Annotated in this window: 16 protein-coding genes; 3 read left to right on the forward strand and 13 right to left on the reverse strand. The window is 65.2% G+C overall.

Going from position 1 to position 16,496, the window contains the following annotated elements:
- From OX460_RS19245 to OX460_RS19305, 13 genes are all read right to left on the reverse strand, one after another.
- Positions 1 to 297: a 2Fe-2S iron-sulfur cluster-binding protein gene (locus OX460_RS19245; RefSeq protein WP_289899594.1), complete on the reverse strand. Its 297-nt coding sequence runs from the start codon at positions 295 to 297 to the stop codon at positions 1 to 3.
- Between the two features lie 16 nt (positions 298 to 313).
- Positions 314 to 1,462 (reverse strand): Gfo/Idh/MocA family oxidoreductase, encoded by a 1,149-nt coding sequence (locus OX460_RS19250; protein ID WP_289899595.1) that lies wholly within the window; start codon positions 1,460 to 1,462, stop codon positions 314 to 316.
- A 9-nt stretch (positions 1,463 to 1,471) separates the two neighbouring features.
- A complete protein-coding gene (locus tag OX460_RS19255) occupies positions 1,472 to 2,524 on the reverse strand; it encodes a sugar phosphate isomerase/epimerase (protein ID WP_289899596.1) in 1,053 nt (350 codons plus the stop codon).
- A gap of 46 nt (positions 2,525 to 2,570) precedes the next feature.
- On the reverse strand, positions 2,571 to 3,506 hold the full coding sequence (locus OX460_RS19260) for a substrate-binding domain-containing protein (protein WP_289899774.1): 936 nt from the start codon (positions 3,504 to 3,506) through the stop codon (positions 2,571 to 2,573).
- An 88-nt stretch (positions 3,507 to 3,594) separates the two neighbouring features.
- Positions 3,595 to 4,620, reverse strand: coding sequence for an ABC transporter permease (locus OX460_RS19265; protein ID WP_289899597.1), 1,026 nt, complete (start codon positions 4,618 to 4,620; stop codon positions 3,595 to 3,597).
- Positions 4,601 to 6,088 (reverse strand): sugar ABC transporter ATP-binding protein, encoded by a 1,488-nt coding sequence (locus OX460_RS19270; RefSeq protein ID WP_289899598.1) that lies wholly within the window; start codon positions 6,086 to 6,088, stop codon positions 4,601 to 4,603. Before OX460_RS19270 ends, OX460_RS19265 begins: the two co-directional genes overlap by 20 nt.
- Positions 6,088 to 7,113, reverse strand: a complete 1,026-nt coding sequence (locus OX460_RS19275; RefSeq protein WP_099665843.1) for a LacI family DNA-binding transcriptional regulator — start codon at positions 7,111 to 7,113, stop codon at positions 6,088 to 6,090. The genes OX460_RS19270 and OX460_RS19275 overlap by 1 nt, the downstream gene beginning before the upstream one ends.
- A gap of 159 nt (positions 7,114 to 7,272) precedes the next feature.
- A complete protein-coding gene (locus OX460_RS19280; RefSeq protein ID WP_099665844.1) occupies positions 7,273 to 7,860 on the reverse strand; it encodes a hypothetical protein in 588 nt (195 codons plus the stop codon).
- A gap of 28 nt (positions 7,861 to 7,888) precedes the next feature.
- Positions 7,889 to 8,800 carry a glycerophosphodiester phosphodiesterase family protein gene (locus OX460_RS19285; protein ID WP_289899599.1) on the reverse strand — a complete coding sequence of 304 codons (912 nt, stop codon included), beginning with the start codon at positions 8,798 to 8,800 and terminating at the stop codon, positions 7,889 to 7,891.
- Positions 8,775 to 10,379 carry a hypothetical protein gene (locus OX460_RS19290; RefSeq protein WP_289899600.1) on the reverse strand — a complete coding sequence of 535 codons (1,605 nt, stop codon included), beginning with the start codon at positions 10,377 to 10,379 and terminating at the stop codon, positions 8,775 to 8,777. Before OX460_RS19290 ends, OX460_RS19285 begins: the two co-directional genes overlap by 26 nt.
- Position 10,380: 1 nt before the next feature.
- Positions 10,381 to 11,208, reverse strand: coding sequence for a hypothetical protein (locus tag OX460_RS19295; protein ID WP_289899601.1), 828 nt, complete (start codon positions 11,206 to 11,208; stop codon positions 10,381 to 10,383).
- A 75-nt stretch (positions 11,209 to 11,283) separates the two neighbouring features.
- Positions 11,284 to 12,327 (reverse strand): hypothetical protein, encoded by a 1,044-nt coding sequence (locus OX460_RS19300; RefSeq protein ID WP_289899602.1) that lies wholly within the window; start codon positions 12,325 to 12,327, stop codon positions 11,284 to 11,286.
- The gene (locus tag OX460_RS19305) at positions 12,324 to 13,088 is read right to left on the reverse strand and encodes a hypothetical protein (RefSeq protein WP_289899603.1); all 765 of its coding nucleotides are present in this window, start codon (positions 13,086 to 13,088) and stop codon (positions 12,324 to 12,326) included. Before OX460_RS19305 ends, OX460_RS19300 begins: the two co-directional genes overlap by 4 nt.
- Positions 13,089 to 13,275: 187 nt before the next feature.
- Here OX460_RS19305 and OX460_RS19310 point away from each other — a divergent pair, with 187 nt between their 5' ends.
- The 3 genes from OX460_RS19310 to OX460_RS19320 all read left to right on the forward strand — a co-directional run bounded on the left by OX460_RS19310 (position 13,276) and on the right by OX460_RS19320 (position 16,469).
- Positions 13,276 to 14,652, forward strand: a complete 1,377-nt coding sequence (locus tag OX460_RS19310) for a caspase family protein (RefSeq protein ID WP_289899604.1) — start codon at positions 13,276 to 13,278, stop codon at positions 14,650 to 14,652.
- An 85-nt stretch (positions 14,653 to 14,737) separates the two neighbouring features.
- Positions 14,738 to 15,562, forward strand: a complete 825-nt coding sequence (locus OX460_RS19315; RefSeq protein ID WP_289899605.1) for a hypothetical protein — start codon at positions 14,738 to 14,740, stop codon at positions 15,560 to 15,562.
- A gap of 175 nt (positions 15,563 to 15,737) precedes the next feature.
- Positions 15,738 to 16,469 carry a hypothetical protein gene (locus OX460_RS19320; protein ID WP_289899606.1) on the forward strand — a complete coding sequence of 244 codons (732 nt, stop codon included), beginning with the start codon at positions 15,738 to 15,740 and terminating at the stop codon, positions 16,467 to 16,469.
- Positions 16,470 to 16,496 lie beyond the last annotated feature (27 nt).

Below are 16,496 nucleotides of genomic sequence, written 5' to 3' on the forward strand. Positions count from 1 at the left end.
CTAATTGCCCGTGCGCACGGCGCGCGCCTGGATGGTGACATCGCTGTCCGCCACGGCCACGCAGGGCAAGATGTAGCCGTCGAGCCGTTCATCGGGGCTGATGCCGGGCCAGTCCACCGTGTAGCGTATCTTTCCTTCGGGCATGTGACAGATACACGTGCGGCAGGTGCCGTTGCGGCAGGAGCTGAGCAGGCGGATGCCGGCCAGCTCGGCGGCAGCCAGGATGGTACTGCCCGCATCGGCCGGGAATTGCCAGCCTTGCGGGACGATCGTGATGGTAAAGGGAGGCGCGCTCATGCCTCCAGTTTAACAGTCAGCTTGCCAGGGTCGTCCAGCGGCCGCCATCCGCATGGCTGCGCAGCACGGCTTCCGCAAAGGCCAGGCCCGCCACGCCGTCGGTGACGGTCGGCAGCCAGCCCGCTTCCTCGGGCACGGGCAAGCCAGCTTGCAGGGCGCGGATGCGCAAGGCCGCATCCAGGTACAGCTGGGCGAACGCTTCCAGATACCCTTCCGGATGGCCTGCCGGCACGCGCGTGGCGTGGCGCGCGGCCGCGCTGTCGACCCGCCCCGGGCGCAGCAGCTGGCGGTTGCCGCCCTGCGGCGTGAACCACAGCTCGTTCGGTTGTTCCTGATCAAAGTCCAGCTGCGCCTTGCTGCCGAACAGGCGCAGGCGCACCGTGTTTTCGCAACCGGTCGCCACCTGGCTGGCCCACAGGGTGCCTTTCGCCCCATTCGCGTAGCGCAACATCACCTGCACGTGGTCGTCCAGGGTGCGGTTGGGAACAAAGGTCGACAATTCCGCCAGCACCTGCTGCGGCGTCAAGCCGCTGACGAATTGCGCCAGGTGATACGCGTGCAAGCCCACGTCGAGCAGCACACCGCCCGGCCCCGCCTTCTGCGGATCGTTATGCCAGTTGCCTTCGCTCATGCCGCCCGCCGCGATGGCATCGGCCAGCCAATCCTGCGAATACTCCACCTGCACGAGGCGCAGTTCGCCTATGTCGCCCGCCTCGACCATGGCCCTGGCGTGGCGCAGCAGCGGGTAGCCGCTGTAGGTATGCGTGAGCGCAAACAGCAGATTTTTCTGCTGCGCCAGCGCCGCCAGCGCCCGGCCTTCCGCCAACGAAATACCCAGCGGCTTGTCGCAGATCACGTGGATGCCCGCTTCCAGGAACGCCGTGGCGACGGGCGCATGTAAATGATTCGGCGTGACGATGGCCACGGCCTCGATGCCGTCCGCGCGCGCGGCTTCCGCCTGCGCCATGGCGCGGTAATCGCTGTAGCAACGCTCCGGCGCCAGGTGCAGCGCGGCGCCGCTGTCGCGCGCGCGCTGCGGGTCGGACGACAGGGCGCCCGCTACCAGCTCATACTGGTCGTCGATGCGCGCCGCGATGCGGTGCACGGCGCCGATGAATGCGCCCTGCCCGCCCCCTACCATGCCCAAGCGTATCCGTCGCTGCATGTTGTCTCCCTATTTCAAGCCTAGCAAGTGATGAATTTGATCCTGGTCAACCGCACTGCCCGCGAAATCATCGAACGCGTGCTGCGCCACGTGGATGATGTGCTCGCGGATGAAACGCGCCCCTTCGGCCGCGCCATCCTCCGGGTGTTTCAGACAGCATTCCCACTCCAGCACGGCCCAGCCGGGGAAATCGTACTGCGCCATCTTGGAAAAGATGGCCTTGAAATCGATCTGCCCGTCGCCCAGCGAACGGAAGCGCCCGGCCCGGTCTTGCCAGTCGCCATAGCCGCCATACACGCCCTGGCGCCCGTTCGGTCGGAATTCCGCATCCTTGACGTGGAAGGCCTTGATGCGCGCATGATAAATGTCAATGAAGGCCAGGTAGTCGAGCTGCTGCAGCACGAAGTGGCTGGGGTCGTACAAGATGGATGCGCGCGGGTGGTCGTTGACGGCGGCCAGGAAACGCTCGAACGTCACGCCATCGTGCAAGTCCTCGCCCGGATGCAATTCGTAGCACAGGTCCACGCCGGCCGCGTCAAACGCGTCGAGGATGGGCAGCCAGCGCCTGGCCAATTCCGCGAACGCCGTTTCCACCAGGCCGGCGGGGCGCTGCGGCCATGGATACAGGTACGGCCAGGCCAGCGCGCCGGAAAACGTCACGTGCGCCTGCAAGCCCAGGCGCTGCGAGGCGGTGGCCGCCCACAGCAGCTGCTGCGTGGCCCAGGCCGTGCGGGCGGCGGGATCGCCGCGCACCTGTTCCGGCGCAAAGCCGTCGAACAGGGCGTCGTAGGCGGGATGCACGGCGATCAGCTGGCCCTGCAAATGCGTCGACAATTCCGTCACCTGCAAGCCGTGGCGCGCCAGCAGGGCGACCACGTCGTCGCAATACTGCTGGCTGCTGGCCGCTTGTTCCAGATCAAACAATCGCGGCGCCGTTGGCAGCTGCAAGCCCTTGTAGCCCAGGCCGGCCGCCCATTGCGCCAGGTGCTCGAGCGAGTCGAACGGCGGCTCGTCGCCGAGAAACTGGGCCAGGAAGATGGCCGGGCCCTGGATGGTTTTCATGGGTATCCTTTGGCCCCCGGGAATCTGGCCCCGGGGGAGGTTCGGTTTAAAAAGGCGAGTTCGGAAAGTAGAACTGCTTGGCGTTCTCGCGCGTGATCAGCACCGACGGGATGATCGTGTTGGCCGGCAATTTATCACCTTTCAGGCGCGCTTCCGTCGTCAGCTTGATGGCGTCGTACATGAACTTGGGCGAATACGACACGTCGGCCACGATCAACGGGTCGGAACCGTCCATGATCTTCTTCACGGCACCCTTCGCGCCCGCGCCGCCGAACACTTGCTTGATGTCCGTGCGCTTCGCTTGCGCGATGGCCTTTTGCACGCCGATGGCCATGTCGTCATCGGCAGCCCAGACGGCGTCGATATGCTTGAAGCGGGTCAGGTAATCCTGCATGACCTTGAAGGCGTCGTCGCGGTTCCAGTTGCCATACTTGGCGTCCAGCACCTTGATGTCGGGATGGCCCTTCATCACGGCGGAAAATGCGTCATAGCGCTCGTTGTCGAGCGTCGTCGGCATGCCGCGCAGCGCGACGATATTGCCCTTGCCATTCAGGCTTTTCGCCAGGTATTCGGCCGGCAGCTTGCCGAAGGCCGTGTTGTCGCCCGCAATGTACGCATCCTGCGACTGCGTGTTCGTCAAGCCGCGGTCCACCACCGTCACGTACACGCCCTTGTTTTTCACTTGGGCGACGGGCTGCGTCAGCGAGGCCGATTCGATGGGGAAGATGACGAGCGTGTTGATCTTGTTCACCGTCAACATGTCCTGCAGCTGGTTCGCCTGTTCAGGCGCCGTGGCGGCCGTCTTGACGATGATTTTCAGCCCCGGATGGGCTTTTTCCAGCTCCACCTTGGCCTGGTTGGCCCACCACACGATGCCCGAGGTAAAGCTGTGCGTGGCCGTGGGAATGGCCACGCCGACCACCAGCTTTTCTGCCGCTTGCGCACCCGGCAGCGCCCACGCCTGCATCACCAGCACTGCCATCCCTGCTACCCGTATAAAGCTCTTCATGCTGCTCTCCTCCAAGGTTGTGGGCGCCCGGTGGCCGCCCTTTCAGAACGCCGCTCTTGTTTTATTTGCGGCCTCGCTGCAGGAAGGCGACGGCGATGATCACCACGCCTTGCACTGCGGCATTCAGGTAGACACTGATGATGCTGGTCAAATTCAGGATGTTGCTGATCACGGATAATAAAATCGCGCCGATGACGGTGCCGACGATGCGCCCCTCGCCCCCTTTCAGGGCCGTGCCGCCCACGACGACGGCGGCGATGGCTTCCAGTTCCCACAGCAAGCCCGTCGTGGGCGTGGCCGAGCCCAGGCGCGGCACGTACAGCACGGTGGCGATGCCCACGCACACGCCCAGCAGCATGTAGGTGGCAATTTTCACCTTGTCGACGTTGATGGCCGCATAGCGCGCCACTTGCTCGTTGGAACCAATCGCCTGCACATGGCGGCCGAACGTCGTGCGGTTGAGGATGATGGCGCCGGCCGCCGCGACGAAGAGGAAAATCCAGATGGGGATAGGCGCGCCCAGCACGCTCGTGTAGTAGACGGGGCTGTACAGCTCGGACAGGGTGGCGTCCAGGGTCAGCGCGCCGCCATCGGCCAGGTACGTCAAGACGGCGCGGAAGATGCCCAGGGTGCCCAGGGTTACGATGAACGGTTCGATATTGCCCTTGCTAATTAAAAGACCATGCATCAGGCCAAAGCCGGCGCCCAGGATCAATGCCATGGCGATGCCCAGCATCAGCATGGTGATGGGCGCCAGGTCGCCGCCCGCCCCTTGCGCCAGCGCATTCATGAAATAAATCATGCAGCCGGCGATCAGGGCCGCCATCGAGCCGACGGACAGATCGATGCCGCCGGAAATGATGACGAAGGTCATGCCGACGGCGATGATGCCAATAAAAGCCGTGCGCGTGAGCACGTTCATCAGGTTGTCCAGGGTGGCGAAGTCGCCATTGAGCAAGGTGCCCGCGATGCACAGGGATAACAGGCCCAGCACGGGGCCGAAGCCCTTGATGCGCGCGCCCAGTCTGGCGATGCTGGCGCCGGGGGCGCCGGTGGAGACAGTGGTGTCAGTGCGTGCCGGTTGCATGGGCAATCAACTCCTCTTCGGTCAGGTGGTCAGCAGACAGGGTGGCTTGCAAGGTGCCGGCGCGCATCACGGCGACCCGGTGGCACAGGCCGATCAATTCGATCAGTTCGGATGAAATCACGATCACGGCGCGCCCTTCGGCGGCCAGGCGGTGGATCAAAAAGTAAATGTCGCGCTTGGCACCCACGTCCACGCCGCGGCTCGGCTCGTCCAATACCACGACCCTGGGGTCCGAATGCAGGTATTTCGCCAGCGCCAGCTTTTGCTGGTTGCCGCCCGACAGCATGCGCGCGCGGCTGTCCAGGTCGCCCGTGCGGATATTGAAGTCCAGCACCGCCTTGGCCAGCGCCTCCTTTTCCGCTTTCACGTCCAGCCACGGCCGCGCATAGCGCTCCATCGTCATCAGGGTGAGGTTTTCGCGTAAGCCCAGGTTCACGTGCAAGCCCTTGCCCTTGCGGTCTTCGCTCAAATACGTCATGCCATGCTGCATGGCCTGTTTGGGCGTGCGGATGTCCACGGGCTGGCCATTGAGATAGATCAACCCCGCGCTGCGCGGACGCAAACCCAACAGCGCCTCGAACGATTCCGTGCGCCCCGCCCCCACCAGGCCCGCAAAGCCCAGCACTTCGCCGGCCCGCACCTCGAACGACAGGTTTTTCGACCAGCCGGGTACGCTGAGTCCCTCGACCTTCAACAGCACGGGCGCATCCGGCGCCAGCGCCACTTTCGCCGGGAACATGTCCGACAACTCGCGCCCCACCATCAGGTTCGCCATCTGCTGGCGCGTGAGGCTGGCCGTCGGTTCGCGCGTGACGAAACGCCCGTCGCGCATGACGATGACCTCGTCCGTGTTGCGTTCCACTTCATCGAGCTTGTGGGAAATGTAGAGAATCGTCACGCCGTCCGCTTTCAGCTGCGCCATCACGGCGAACAGGCGCTGGGTTTCCGACGACGTCAGGGTGGCCGTCGGTTCATCCATGATCAGGAAGCGGGCGCGGCGCGACAGGGCCTTGGCGATTTCCACCAGTTGCTTTTCAGCCACAATCAAATCGCGGATTTTCGTCTCGGGCGACACGTCCAGGCCCACCTGTTTCAGGTAGCGCGACGCCTCTTCCCGCATGGCGGCCTCGTCGAGCAGCCAGCCGCGCGTCTGCTCGTGGCCCAAAAACATGTTTTGCGCCACCGTCAGGTGCTCGGCCAGGTTGAATTCCTGATGGATCAGCACGATGCCGGCCGATTCCGCCGCGCGCGAACTGGCAAAGCGCCGGGGCTGGCCATCGATCAACAGCTGCCCTTCGCTCACCGCCTCGTAGCCGGCGAGGATTTTCATCAGGGTCGACTTGCCGGCGCCGTTTTCTCCCAGCAAGCCATACACGCGCCCCGGCGCCAGGTTGAAACTGACGCCATGCAAGACGCGCACGGGGCCGAAATCCTTGCACACCCCCTCGAAACCGACGGCAACGCTCACTATGCACTCCCTCGCAAGACCAAGTTATGGTTAAGCAACACGCCCGGCACCTGTGCCGCCGGGTCCGCCAAGCGCTGCAGCAACAGTCTCGCCGCCGTCTCGCCCAGCTCGCGCATGGGCTGGGCGATGGTGGTGAGGCCCGGATCGATCTGCGCGGCGATGGCGATATCGTCGAAGCCGATCACGGCCACGTCTTCCGGCACGCGCTTGTTCAGCTGGCGCAGCGCGCTCAGCACGCCAATGGCCAGGGTGTCGGAGACGGCAAAGATGGCCGTGGGCGCGTCGGGCTGGGCCATCATCCGCAAGGTGGCGGCCGTGCCCGCTTCGTAATCGAGGCTTTGCACGGTGTGCACCCACTGCGGCTGCACGGGCAGGCCGGCCGCCGCCAGGGTGTCCAGATAGCCTTGCTGGCGTTGCCGCGCGTACAGATAGCGTTCATCCGAGTTGATCAGGCCGATGCGCGTATGGCCGCGCGCCAGCAGATGCGCGACGGCGTCGGAGGCGGCCCGGTGGTTGTCGATGCCGACATAGGGCACGGCCACGGCAGGGTCGAATTCGCAGCACGCCACCCACGGCAGGCTGACGGATTCATGCGACAAGGCATGCTGCACCGTGTCCGGATCGAGGCAGATGGCGCCGTCGGCGCGGTGCATGCGCAGCAAGTCGAAATACGAGCGCTCGCGGCCCGCGTCGGCGCCCGTGTCGCACAGCAACACGAAATAGCCGTGTTCGCGCGCCACCGTGTCGATGCCGCGCACGATCTGCGCATAAAACGGGTTGCCCACGTCGGGCACCATGGTCAGCAGCATGCGGCTCTCGGCCGTGCGCAGGCTGCGCGCCAGATGGTTCATGCGGTAGCCCAGGGCCGCCACGGAAGCGAGCACCTTGTCGCGCGTGGGCGCCCGCACCCCGGCCTGCTCGTTCATCACGCGCGACACGGTGGCCACCGACACGCCCGCATGCGCGGCGACGGCGCTGATGGAGACGGTTTCTGTCGGCAAAGGTGATGGAACGGCTGGCGGCATGAAGGTGCTCAATAAAATGTAATCGATTACATTTATAAGCCAGTCGCGCGCGCGATGCAAACATTATCGATGCTGCGATGCGCAAAAAAGAGGCAGGAATGCGGCAGGAAAAAGGCAAAAACGGGGCAAAAACGGCCCTGCGCGGGCCGTCGGATACAGCTATTTCTGGGCTTGCAAGGCGCTTTGCTGCACGGCAAAACCGGCGCGCACGGCGGACAGGGCCGCCACCCACAGGATCAGGCCGGCACCGAGGCAGCCGATGGGGTGCATGGGGCCATGGCGCACGGTCAGCGGATAGCCGATGGCCCACACGCACAGGGCCATGCCGATGGCCAGGTGGCGGCGCGCCTTGAACAGCCAGGCCAGCGGGAAGAAATGCAGGCCCACGATGAGAATGACCGCGGGAATGAACCACGCCTGCAAGCCCATGTTTTTCAGGACGTTGCCGACGATGAAGATGGCGATCCATTGCCCGGCGTTCACAATATTGAACAGCCGCCCCACGCGTTTCGCTTCCGGCGATTGTTCCGCCGCCGCATGCGCGGCGCGGTGGCGCCGGAACTGGCGCCACGCCAGCATGAACAGCAGGACGGTGACGCCGGCGACCGGCAGCAGCCTGAGCGGATGCGCGCCATACGTCTGCACGCACCAGGCGGCCACCCACAGGCCGCCAAACAGGGAAAAGAACATGGCGCCGATGGCGCTACGGGCCAGCGCGGCGGCGGGGTCGGGTTGCGGCAGGGTCATGGCATGGTCTCTCGGCAAGTAAAAACGCTTACTTCATCATCGCACAAAACGTCTCGGGATTGCCGTCAAGAATGACGCCGCTGGGCCAGCGGTGGCTGCGCTGCTGGGCGCGCAGCAGGGACGCGGCCAGGGCCGAGTCGCCATCGACGGCGTACACGAAGACGGGCATGTTCAGGCTGGCGGCATCAGCCAGCAGATTCGGATTGGCGTCCAGGCTGCGCGCATCCACATGCACGCCGGTGGGCATGCCGATCTGTTGCTGCACACGCTGCAGCCACGGCTTGTCCAGCTTGGGCGGGCGGGCATTTTTCGCGATATAGCGGCTGACCCGGTTGGCGCCGGCCGCCTGCGCATTGCGCGCGTCAAACACGAGCAGGCCCAGGTAACCCTGCGGATCGGCGCGGCGCGCGCACGCCAGGTTGTTCGGCACGCCCGACGTCAAAAACCAGTTGCCGTGCTTGATGTTCGCGCGCAACTGTCCCACCAGGGTGGCGATCGGCGCGCACGACGACACCACATCCTTGATTTCCGCATTCAGGGTCTTGGCCGGGAAAGCCGTCGCCAGGTCGGCGACATCGGTGACGAAGGGCGGCGTTTCCGGCGTGGCCACGCCGCGGTTCTTCATGCTGGCGGCGCGCCAGTCGTCGGCCGTCAATTGTTTCACGGTGCGGGGCGAGCCCGTGTCGACGACTCTGCCCGTCAGCAAGTCGTGGTGCACCACCCAGCTGCCGTCGCCCAGCAGCTGCAAATCCGTCTCGACGCCGTCCCAGGTGCCGAAATACGTGTTGCGCAGCGCGCTCAGCGAGTTTTCCGGCGCATTGCCGGCGCCGCGGTGCGCATGCATCTTCATGCCCAGGCAATCGGCTTGCGCGGCCGTGCTGGCTATGGAGAGCAGCAAGGCCAGCGCGGCCGCCTTATTTTTGTTGCGGGTGATAGCCATAGTGAATTCCCTGCAAAACATGGATGCGGATCGCTTCGTTGACGGGGTAGCTGTAGCCCTGCCCCACCGCCACGACGTGCGTGATATTGGCCAGGATGGCCTTGCCGGCGAGATTCCAGCGCGTGCTGTCGGACTCGCCCTGACGCGTCCAGTCCAGCATTTGCCGGAACAGCTCGCTACGCGTGACGTTGTTGTCCAGCACCGACAGCATGCCCCAGGTGCCCGCAAAAGCCGTCGCCAGCACACCCGTGGCGATCCAGGCGGAGCGCCGGCTCAGCTGTCCATCGGCGCCCGCCTGCTCGCCACGGCGCATGGCCAGCAGCAATAGTACGACGGTCGCGATCAGGTACAGCAATTTGGAAAAGTGGCCGATGGCGCCCAGCAGCGAGAAGAACAGGGCCACGGGCGGCACGATGGCGGCGCGCGCCGCTTCCTTGCCTTCGTGGAAGAACCTGCCGCCCGCTTCAAAATCCGTGCGGCTGGCACGGTATTCCACCAGTTTTTCCGCCGTCTGGCGATCCAGGAACTGCTCGAACAGGCGGCCGAACTCGGCCGGACTCGCATACGCGGCCTGCACCGTGGCGCTGGCCGGCAATTTCAACGCTTCGCGCAATTCCGCCTGCACGCCGGGGCGCGCGACAAAAGCGGCAAACGGCAAGCCCGGCGGGATGCGCTCGCCGCGCACGGAGACGCCCTTGCTGGCTGCCTCGGCCGCGTAACGGCGCTTGACGGCGGCGCGGAAGCCCAGCTCATCGTCGGTACGCCAGTTGGCGGGCACGGGCACTTTCTTGCGCACATTGTTGACGACGGCAGCCTGGCGCCGCATCGGCACCGAATGCGGCTGCCAGCCGCGCCGCGACAGGCTGCTCACGTATTCCTGCCACGACGATTGCTGCTTGGCGCGCAAGCCGGCATCGCTGTCGGGGATGATGCCCGCATACAATTCCCACTTGCCGGCCAGCTCGCGCATGGCTTCTTGATATTTGTCATAGTAGCCGGACGGGCCGCCTGCCACCTGGCGCACGTTGGCGCGCACCAGCTGCTCCTTGGCCGGTCCCATGCGCTCGTCAAGATGCCGCACCGAGACGGCCAGGAAGGGGAACAGGGCCAGGAAGGATTTCCCCTCCGGCTTGGCGAACAGGGTGGGATCGTCAACCAGGCCCTGCAGCTGCAAGCTGCCGCCTACCAGCGAACGCTGCAGCAAGGTGGTGTTGAAGGCCATGCGGCGAAATTCCGCGTCGCGCGTATTGACCAGCACATTCACCGTGGTTTTCAGCACGCCGAAGACGACGCCGGCCGTCACCACGCAGCAGACGAGGATCTTGGTCCAGCCCGGCCCGCTGCCATTGTTCTTCAGCCGGCGACGCCACATCAGTTGCAGCACCACCAGCGCGGCGGCGATGCCCGACAGGCTGCGGCCATAGAATTCCACCCCTTCCACGTCTTCCGGCTTGACGTTGCCCCCCACCACGTCGAGCAGGCGGGCATTGAAGCCCAGCTCGAAGCACAGATACGCGATGGTAAGGACGATCAGGATCAAGGTCTGCCGGATTTGCAGACTGCGCAAGCTGGCGGTCATCCTATTTCCTCAAATCGATGACGACGGGCTTGATTTCTTCCGTCTGGAAACTCATGGCGGCCGGCACGCGCGAAGCGCTGTCGCCGGCACGCGCGGCCGGAGCTGCCGCTGCCGGGGCGCCAGGCACGGTGCGGGCTGGCGCGGGCGCTTCCTGCGCCACCTGGCGGCGGTTCCGGCCGGTGGCGCGCGTGGCGGGCTTGGTGGCGGCTGCCGGTGCGGCGGCCGGAGCGGCAGGAATCACGCGCCCGCTGTCGCTGCCCGGCACGGTGGCGATGACGGGGCCGGCGGCGCGCAGAGCGTCGTCGGCAAACGGCTGCGCGCGCGTATCGACGCCGGGCGGCACGGACACGCTGGCGTTGAGCAAACGGCTGTCCGTGTAAATCATGCGTGCCAGGCGGTTGTAATTGGGGAAGTCGATATTGAGCGATTTGCCATCGGCCGCCAGTTCCACGCGGGGACGGTCGTTGCAATTGCCGACCGTCCACTGCAGCACGTCCGTGCCCTGGAACGCCAGTACTTCATAGCGGTAGGCGCAACCGCGCTCCTGGGTTTCGACGATCACCACGGTGCGCTCGCCCACGTTTTCCACGCGCGCCACGCGGGCCGTGATGGCCTTGTCCAGCGGCACGACGCGGAAAGCCTGCGACAGCTTGATCGAATACTTGCCCTTCGGATCCTTGCGCAAAGTGCCTTCCGTGCCATCGCGCAAGCGGAAGGTGGAAATCGGCGTGCCGAACAGCTCGGCCGTATCGAGGCCCATCAACACGCCGCCACGGCCATTCGGCGTCATGGCGCAGCCCGTCAACAGGACGCCGGCGGCCAGGCCCATGGCCAGTTTGCGCCCGTGCGCAGATGCAAAATTCTTATACGTTGCCATACTTGATAACTTTCTCTTATTTCGGGGTCAGGGATTGATCACGGCCAGCGGATTGCCCGGACCTGGCGGCGGCAAGACTTTCTGGCGGTTGCGCGACAGCACAGTGAAGGCGCCCAGGGTGTCCGGGCCGGCGACGATTTCCAGCTGCTCGCGCTGCAGCCAGGTGCGGATTTCCGCCTCCGTGGCCTCGGCGCGGAACAGCACGCGCGTGCGCACGCCCGTCTCGACGCCGCTGCGCTGTGGAGCACCATTGCGGAATTCCGCATTGCCGACGACGGCGCCCTCTTTCGGCAGGAACAGCCACGCCGACTGCACCACCATCACGCTGGCGGCCACGGCCGTGACAAGTTTGAGCCAGCGGCTGGCGTTGGCAGCTTGCTTGGCCGCCGGCACCGGCTTAGCTGCCGGTGCCGGCGCATCGGCCGAAGCGATCTGCAACTGCTGCAGCCCTTGGCGCAGCAATTGCCGGTACGCCACGCGGCCATCCTTGCCCAGCTCGCTCGACAAAGGCGTGCCCGTCAAGGCGTAATCGTCGCCCGGCAAGGCCACGCGGGCGATCACGCCCGGCGCGCTAGTAGCCCCGTTGGCGCGGCCATGCAGCTCCAGCCAGCGCGCCGCCTGCAGGCGCTCCTGGCTGAACACGCCCAGGCAGGCGCCCAGGTCCGTCACGGCCAGGATCACCGGCATGTCGCACAGCACCAGGCCTGCGCGCGGGTCGGCGGGCGCGTCGCGCTCCTCGACCACGAGGCCGCAGGCGTCCGCATACGACGTGTCCGGCGTGACGAGCCAGCCGCGCCAGCGCTGCCGCGTGCTGTCCCAGGCGTCGAGCAGCACGGCGCCGAAGCCGGGACAGCGCGCCAGCAGGTGAATCTGTCCACCGGCGATGGGCCTTGCTGCCAGCGGTGCGGCGTCGCTGCGGCGCGCGAAGCGTTGCATCACGTGTTCCGGCACGGGAATGTCGCGCCAGTCGGGGGTATCGCCCGCCACCTCGTCGTCCAGCATGTCGGTGGAAGACGGTGGCGACGGCAGGCGCGCGGCAACGATGGCCAGTGTGGGCGTCAATGCAGTCATGCCGATGGCCTTTCATCAGTATTCGGGTGGGTGGACACGGGGTCCATGTGCAGGGATAACGCGGCCACACATAAAATATCCAAAACTATTTGCGCCGCCTGCATGTCGCGCGCGGCCAAGGAGTCCCCCACGCGCAGCTTGAGCAGGCTCAAGACCCAGCTGCCCAGCAAGGTGGCGCGGTGGGCCGGCTCGACCACCTGGCGCCCCGCGCTGGCAGGCTCGCCCTTCTGCCTGTGGACCAGGCCCAGCTTGCCGCCGTGGTAGTGCGCGGAGGCAATCTGCTCGGCCAGTTCCTTGACGGGCATGCCGCCGCAGCCGCAATGGCGCAGCAGCAAGATCAAATCGCGGGGCAAAGTCGTAATGAAACTGTCGGCCGCCTCGCGCACTTGCTGTGGCGTAAGCTGGTAGTCGCGCAGCGGTTCCGCATAGGCGTCGGGGGCGCGCAGCTCGCAGCCCTCTTGCGCATCCGCATCGTCGTCGTCACGCTGCTTGCGCAGCTGGTCGATGATGAAGCGCTTGAAGTACAAAAACAGGGCGCCGACGTGGTGGGGCGCGGCGTCGCTGTCGCTGTGCAAGACTTTTTCGATGAAGAACTGGTGGCGCAGATCGGCCAGGGAATCGCCCAGCGACGCCGCTTCGCGCGGGCGGCACGGGGTCAGCGCGGCGATGACGCGCTGGTAAAACTCGCCCAGTTCGCCTTGTGTCAGCTGCGGGCGGCGGGTCCAGAAAGCATGAATCCGTTCAAATTGTTCCGATTGCACAGCCGGTCCGATCGTGTGTTGGGCGCCACGCGCCACTGGCCGGCGGCGACGCGCACCGGCAAACAAGCAATACGCTGGCCAGACAAGAGAAACTTGTCAGTAAGGTAAAATGCATTTAAGCAATTTTCTCATATCACCGTCAAAATCGCTAACTTTTGTTACTTTCACGACAATTCCCGAGACGCCGATGCATCGCCTGATTTCCCTGTTTTTCAGCCTCATCTTTTTACTCTGCGGTAACGGCGTGCAAGCGGCTACGGGGAGTGCCGCCAGCGGTCCCGGCAAGCGCATCGCGCTGGTGATCGGCAACGCGGCCTATCCGCAACCCCTGTTAAATCCCGTGAATGACGCGCGCGCCATGGCCGAACGCCTGCGCCGCCTGGGCTTTGAAGTGCTGCTGCGCACGGACATCAATGCAGCGCAGCTGCAAAAGGCGTCGGCCGAGTTTTCCACGCAGGCGCGCGGCGCCGATATCGCCCTCGTGTTTTACGCGGGCCACGGCGCGCAGGCGGGCGAAGCCAATTATGTATTGCCGCTGGGCGCCAACATGAATGCGCTGAGCGCGTCCGCCATCGCCGCGCAGGGCGTGTCCGTCTCCAGCCTGGCGGGCGACTTGCAGCGCACGGGCGCGCGCGGCGCCGTGCTGATCCTCGACGCTTGCCGCCAGGAATATACGCGCGGCGGCGCGGTGGTGGTTCCCGGCGGCAACGCGGCCAGCCACGGCTTTGCCGATACGGCCGCGCCACGGGGCGTGGTGATCGCCTATTCGGCCGGTCCCGGCGCCCTGGCCCGCGATTTCTGGTCGCCCGATTCGCGCAACAGCCCCTACACGAGCGCCCTGCTCGACGCGCTGGACGCTCCGGGCTTGCCCATGGGCGACGTGTTTTCGCAAGTGGCGGCACGCGTCGCGGCCATGACGCACGACGTGCAAAAGCCCCGCGTCTCGTTCGGCGAAACGTCGGCGCGCCTGGTGCTGAACATGGGCAGCGGCAAGGGTGTCAGCCCGCCCCCCGCCGGCGTGCTGGCCTCGGGCAACAGCGGCATGCGCGCGCCAGCGCCAGCCATGGAGAAGCCGGCCACACCGGGCGTCAAGGTGTGGCCCGGCAACGTGCTACAAGACATCAACTATGAAATCCGCATGCAGATCGCGGCCCGCCCGTTTCCCCGCCAGCAACTGGAAAAGCGCGCGCGGGGCGGCGACCTGGTGGCGCTGACGGCCCTCGGCTATGGCATCGGCGGCGGCGACGCGGGCGTCAAACAGCCGAAGATCGGCATGCAGTGGCTGGAAAAGGCGGCCGCGAAAGACTTTCCGATTGCCCAGACCTATCTGGCCGAATTGCTGATGGTCAAGGGCGACCCCGCCTCGCTGAAACGGGCGGGCGCGCTGCTGGACGCCGCCTCGCAGGCGGGCTACACGGCCGCCCATGCGTATAAATTCGACCTGGCGCGGCGCACGGGCGCGCCGCCGCAGGATGCGGCCCGGCATTTGCAGGACGCATTCATGGGCTTGATGAAAGATTACCAGGGCGCCGCCAAGGACATGATGCAGCCGCCCAAAAAATAATTTCAAATAAATTTGGATTTCCCTGAACTGCCCCCGTTATCCGTGGGTACATGCAATACAGCATGACAGTGACCAGGGAAATCCCATGCAAGCATCCAGCCCAGCAGCAATCACCACCGGCCAACGGGGCCGCATCCTCGCCTACCAAGCCAGCGGACAAGGTTCCGTCAGCGTGGCCGGCATTCAACATGCCTTCGACGTCGCTACCCACTGGCGCTCCGACGTGGCGCCCGCCATCAACGCCGTCGTCGACGTGCGTTTCAACGAGTCAGGCGGCCTCGACACAGTCAGCGCCGTGGCAACGCAGCAACTGGCGCAGGAAGAGATGGCCGGCGCGGCGAAACTGGCGCGCGACAAGGGCCAGCAGCTGTGGGGCCAGGCCGTCTCCGCCCTGGGCATCAAGGTGCTGGCCAGCCTGGGCGTGCTGATCGCCGGCGCCTTTGTCTTCAACACCATCGGCATCCGTTTGTTCGCCTCCGTCTCGCGCACTTACTGGCAGTTGCTGGGCCTGTCCGCGGACAGCCTGGAAAGCTTTGCCCGCGATGGCGGCGGCGGTTTTACTTCGGCGCAATGCTTCTTCCTGCTGGCCATTGCCGCCTGCTGCGCCACCATGGCCAGCAGTAGCCCGAAAGCGGCGCTGGGCAAGTGCGCGCCGCTGCTGTTCATCGTCATCCACAGCAGTTTGCTGTTCATCAAGATCAAGGGCGCCGTCAGCGACGCGGGCAACGCCATGGGCGGCATCATGGGCAGCCGCGCGGCCCGCATGGCCGAGCAGATGGCCAGCGAAATGCTGGGGCAGGTGTGGCAAGGGCTCTCGTTCGGCATCGGCTTTTATCTGGTGCTGGCGTCTTCCATCGTCCTGGCCGCCTACGGCCTTGGCGAATACAAGCGCTTAGGAGGCAAGCACTGAAAACCTACTGCGCAGCCCACTTCCGGGTCGGCGTTGCTCACCGTACATAAAGTACGGTTCCGCTACTCAACCCGGCATTGGGCTTGCTCGCTACGGTTTTCAGCGCTGCCGTGACTTTCATAACTCTAAAAATTGAACCCGTCATTACCGTTTAACTCATTTTGAAGGAAATATCATGCAACGTACCCTCCCCGCCCTGCTCGCCATCGCCGTGATCCTGTCCGCCTGCGGCAAGACGGATAACGCCACACCAGCCGCTTCTGCCCCCGTCGCCGCGAATGTCGCGGACCTGGCCGCCAAGGCGCAAGTGAAGGCCACCGCCGCCAGCCTGCCGCAAGCGGACGCTGCCACGCCAACGTCCAGCTATGTCGACATCACCAGCGGCAACCAGTTGATGTACAGCTACATCGCCCTGTCCGGCGTGCCGCCCGACTACGCGGCCGTGGCGCAGCGCATCTCGCGCGAATATGCGGGCAGCAACGACGCCTTCCGCAAGCAGGAAGTGCTCGACGCCCTGAAACCGCAGATCGACGCCAAGGTCAACGAAGCGAAAACCCGGCGCTACCTGCGCTACCAGATCAATGGCCAGGGCGCGCTGTCGCCGTACGCCATGGACAAGGCCGCCTTCCCGGCCAAGTTCGCCGAAGCGGGCACGTATTACTACATGTACGACAATGGCGACTACAAGCTGGCGTTCACGAATGGCGATGGCTATTCGCTGCTGAAGGTGGACCAGGATGCGGCCCGCAAGATCGAGGCGGCGCGCAGCGGCTACAAGGACTTCGCCATCGTCGTGTACGCCTACGCCCAGGAAGCGGACATGGCCAGCAACCAGGTCAAGGCGCAGATCGTCAAGGTGGCGGTGAAATTGAATGGGGAAGAAATTCCCGTCAACCAGGCGCAGTAGAACGGCCTCGGTTACACTGTTCGCCAC

It is taken from the genome of Janthinobacterium sp. SUN033 (assembly GCF_030397595.1).
GTDB classification, from domain to species: Bacteria; Pseudomonadota; Gammaproteobacteria; order Burkholderiales; family Burkholderiaceae_D; genus Janthinobacterium; species Janthinobacterium kumbetense.

Bases quoted from the DNA above. Each gene is read 5' to 3' on its own strand.
- OX460_RS19245 (WP_289899594.1), bottom strand. From the start codon at position 297: ATGAGCGCGCCTCCCTTTACCATCACGATCGTCCCGCAAGGCTGGCAA.
- OX460_RS19250 (WP_289899595.1), bottom strand. From the start codon at position 1,462: ATGCAGCGACGGATACGCTTGGGCATGGTAGGGGGCGGGCAGGGCGCA.
- OX460_RS19255 (WP_289899596.1), bottom strand. From the start codon at position 2,524: ATGAAAACCATCCAGGGCCCGGCCATCTTCCTGGCCCAGTTTCTCGGC.
- OX460_RS19260 (WP_289899774.1), bottom strand. From the start codon at position 3,506: ATGGCAGTGCTGGTGATGCAGGCGTGGGCGCTGCCGGGTGCGCAAGCG.
- OX460_RS19265 (WP_289899597.1), bottom strand. From the start codon at position 4,620: ATGCAACCGGCACGCACTGACACCACTGTCTCCACCGGCGCCCCCGGC.
- OX460_RS19275 (WP_099665843.1), bottom strand. From the start codon at position 7,113: ATGCCGCCAGCCGTTCCATCACCTTTGCCGACAGAAACCGTCTCCATC.
- OX460_RS19280 (WP_099665844.1), bottom strand. From the start codon at position 7,860: ATGACCCTGCCGCAACCCGACCCCGCCGCCGCGCTGGCCCGTAGCGCC.
- OX460_RS19285 (WP_289899599.1), bottom strand. From the start codon at position 8,800: ATGGCTATCACCCGCAACAAAAATAAGGCGGCCGCGCTGGCCTTGCTG.
- OX460_RS19290 (WP_289899600.1), bottom strand. From the start codon at position 10,379: ATGACCGCCAGCTTGCGCAGTCTGCAAATCCGGCAGACCTTGATCCTG.
- OX460_RS19295 (WP_289899601.1), bottom strand. From the start codon at position 11,208: ATGGGCCTGGCCGCCGGCGTCCTGTTGACGGGCTGCGCCATGACGCCG.
- OX460_RS19300 (WP_289899602.1), bottom strand. From the start codon at position 12,327: ATGACTGCATTGACGCCCACACTGGCCATCGTTGCCGCGCGCCTGCCG.
- OX460_RS19310 (WP_289899604.1), top strand. From the start codon at position 13,276: ATGCATCGCCTGATTTCCCTGTTTTTCAGCCTCATCTTTTTACTCTGC.
- OX460_RS19315 (WP_289899605.1), top strand. From the start codon at position 14,738: ATGCAAGCATCCAGCCCAGCAGCAATCACCACCGGCCAACGGGGCCGC.
- OX460_RS19320 (WP_289899606.1), top strand. From the start codon at position 15,738: ATGCAACGTACCCTCCCCGCCCTGCTCGCCATCGCCGTGATCCTGTCC.